Consider the following 2,841-nt stretch of genomic DNA (forward strand, 5'->3'; position numbering starts at 1 on the left):
TTGCAGCGTGACGCAGCCGGGACCGATCATCGCGATGCCGAGCCCTTCTTTTAAAATTTCATCCATGGGAAAAATTCCTCGTTCGACTAGCGCCGTGCCCGCAGTTGCGCGCTCGACTGCCGCAAATTCGTTGATTAGGCTCTCCAGCCGCTCAAATACCGAGATGAGACGCTCCTGATTTTTACCGTGCTCGATCATCTCGACGGCGATGCGACCCTTTGTGATGGGAGTTTTGAGCTCGTGCATTATGTTTCGCAAAAACAGATGGCGCGATTCGTTAAGCTTGTTTATCTGCGTGACCGCCTCGTAAAATGCGTGCGAAACCTCGGAAATTTCGTCGTTTCCTACGCTTACGTCCTTGATCTGAAGATCGCCTTTAGCAAATTTATCGATCTGGCGTTTGAGCTTGCGAAGGGGGCGAATTTTGCGGATGATGAAGATATACGCAAGCAGGATGATTACCAAGATGACGCCGTAGATCGCTTTGAAAATATCGTAGCGGTAGGGCTGATACTCCTTGTCGTTTAAAAGCCGCGTCTCGCCAGCGTGAGTGATTTTTAAGTAGTGCTTGCGCTTAAAAAGCAAGATGTCCGCAGAGCCGATGTCTGCGGAGATGCTATCTAAAATTTCGGCGCCTGCAATGATCTCATCGCGCTTGGCTTCATCGCGGATGGTCGAAAACTCGAAATTTGCGACCTGCCGTTCGTATTCGACATCGCTGATGAGCTTGCTCATCTGATATAGGTTCGCGCGCGCGACGATGGAGTACTTGGAGTTTAGCTCGCGGGTGTAGTTTTGCTGATCGTAGCCGATGAGCCAGAGCAGAGCGAGCGAAACGCCCACAGCAGCGAGCGCGAAGATGAACGTGATGGTATAAAAAATCGACGATCTTACTTTCATTAAATTTATATGATCCTTAAATTTTTAAAATTTCAAAGCTTTGAAGCCGCGGGCTTGCTTTGGCTTTGACGCGCGAACCTGTCCGACTTCGGATTTGTGGCATATCCTAAATACGCAATACGTTTATACTTCCTAAATCTAGCTATTGCAAATTTTATAAAGATTTTAAAAATTTTGCTATTTCTACCATTGAAAATTTTATAAAATTTCACCGCTTAAACACATAAATTCAAATAAATTTATTTTAAATTTAACGTGCAGCCCTTAAAATCAGAGTGTAAAATCAAAGCTAAATTTTAAAATTTCAAATCCGCGCGAAGTTTCGCCCCGCGTCCTCAAAAAATTTCAAATTTCTTAAATAGCTCGGGCTCGTCCTGCAAGATACCGCGCTCTATGAGGCTTGCTACGACTTCGCGGCTGCAGAGCGTCTCCTGCGGCCACCGGCGCGTATAGCCCTCCCACTCGTGCTTGCTCGTAGCATCGATGCAGATGCGATCGTCCTGCGTCACAAACACGTCGCGCAGCGCATCGATGCTATTTACGACGCGCCAAACGCTCATATAGAGGTTGCTCGCGTCGTTCCCCGCATCGGTAAAAATCAAAATTTTAAAATGCTCGCTAAATTTCAAAAGCCGCCGCCAGCTACGCTCTACGAGCTCTTTTTTGTCTATGTTTATCAGCACGAGCGGGTTTTTCGTATCGCAAAAGTGCTGCTTAAGCGCCAAAATAGCGGGCTCCTCGCTTTGAAATTTCGCTAGCAGCTCCTCGTCGCTTAAAATTTGCGGTGCCTGCGAGCTTAAATCCGCCGTCGCATCGATACCGAGCTTGCCGCCGAAGCAGGAGTTCGGGCTTGCGTGATCGAGCTGATCGCACACACCCTCGCTAAAAACGAGGCTGCGCGCGCCTATGCGGTTTAGGACGTACTTCGTAAGCGCCTCGTACTCATCTAAGCTCGGCGCGTCTTGCGGCACGAAAACGGCGTGTTTTACGAAGCTCATCTGCCCCACGCCCCAAAACGCGTGCATGATCTGTTTGGCAGCAGCGGGGTAGCGCACGGCGATCTTAGCCAAAATCAGATTGTGAAATACGCCGTTTTCGGGCATTTTATAATCGATCAGATCGGGCGCGCTCGTGCGAAACAGCGGCAAAAAGATCCGCTCGGTCGCGTATCCCATAAATTTATCCTCAAGCGGCGGCTTGCCCACGACGGTGGCGTGAAATACGGGCGCGCGCTTGTGCGTGATCGCGCTAACCTCCATCACCGGGAATGGCTCTACCGGCGTGTAATATCCCGTGTGATCGCCGAAAGGCCCCTCCGGCTCGCTTACTGCGGGATCGACAAAGCCCTCGATCACGTAGTCCGCATCGGCGGGAACGTAAATTTCATTCGTAATCGATTTTACGAGGCGAGCGGGGCTGCGGCGGATGAAGCCGTAAAGCAGCAGCTCAAAAATCCCCTTCGGCAGCGGCGCCTGACCGCACCAGATATAGAGCGGATCGCCGCCGATCGCCACGGATACGGGCATCTTGCGCCCCGCTTTGCGGTATTCGTCGAAAAAGCCCGCGCCGTCTTTGTGTATCTGCCAGTGCATCCCCAGGCGGTCGCGCCCGTAAATTTGCATGCGATACATGCCGAGATTTTGCGTTTGTGAGTTCAGATCCTTCGTGTAGACCTGCCCCATCGTGATGAACGCGCCGCCGTCATCCTCCCAGGTCTTAAGTACGGGAAGCTCGCCCAAATCGACGTCAGCACCCAGATGCGCGACCTGCTGGCATTCTCCGCGACCGCTAAGGCGTTTTACAAAAATTTTACGAAGCGAGATTAAGTGCGCTAAAAAATCAATTTTTTCGCCGAAGCTTTGCGGACGCTTCGGCTTTAGCAGGCTCTCAATCTCGGCGGCGATCTCGTCGACGACGGGGCCCATCTGGCGGCACGGTCCG

At 51.3% G+C, this 2,841-nt stretch carries 2 protein-coding genes; both read right to left on the reverse strand.

The window, feature by feature from the left end:
- A partial coding sequence (locus tag Q0236_RS01985; RefSeq protein ID WP_297914435.1) for an ArsS family sensor histidine kinase occupies window positions 1–900 on the reverse strand: 900 nt, incomplete at its 3' end.
- A gap of 335 nt (window positions 901–1,235) precedes the next feature.
- Window positions 1,236–2,841 (reverse strand): menaquinone biosynthesis decarboxylase (locus Q0236_RS01990; RefSeq protein WP_297914439.1); only part of this gene is annotated, 1,606 nt, incomplete at its 5' end.

This window comes from uncultured Campylobacter sp., from assembly GCF_938031315.1.
In the GTDB taxonomy this organism is placed as follows: Bacteria; Campylobacterota; Campylobacteria; order Campylobacterales; family Campylobacteraceae; genus Campylobacter_B.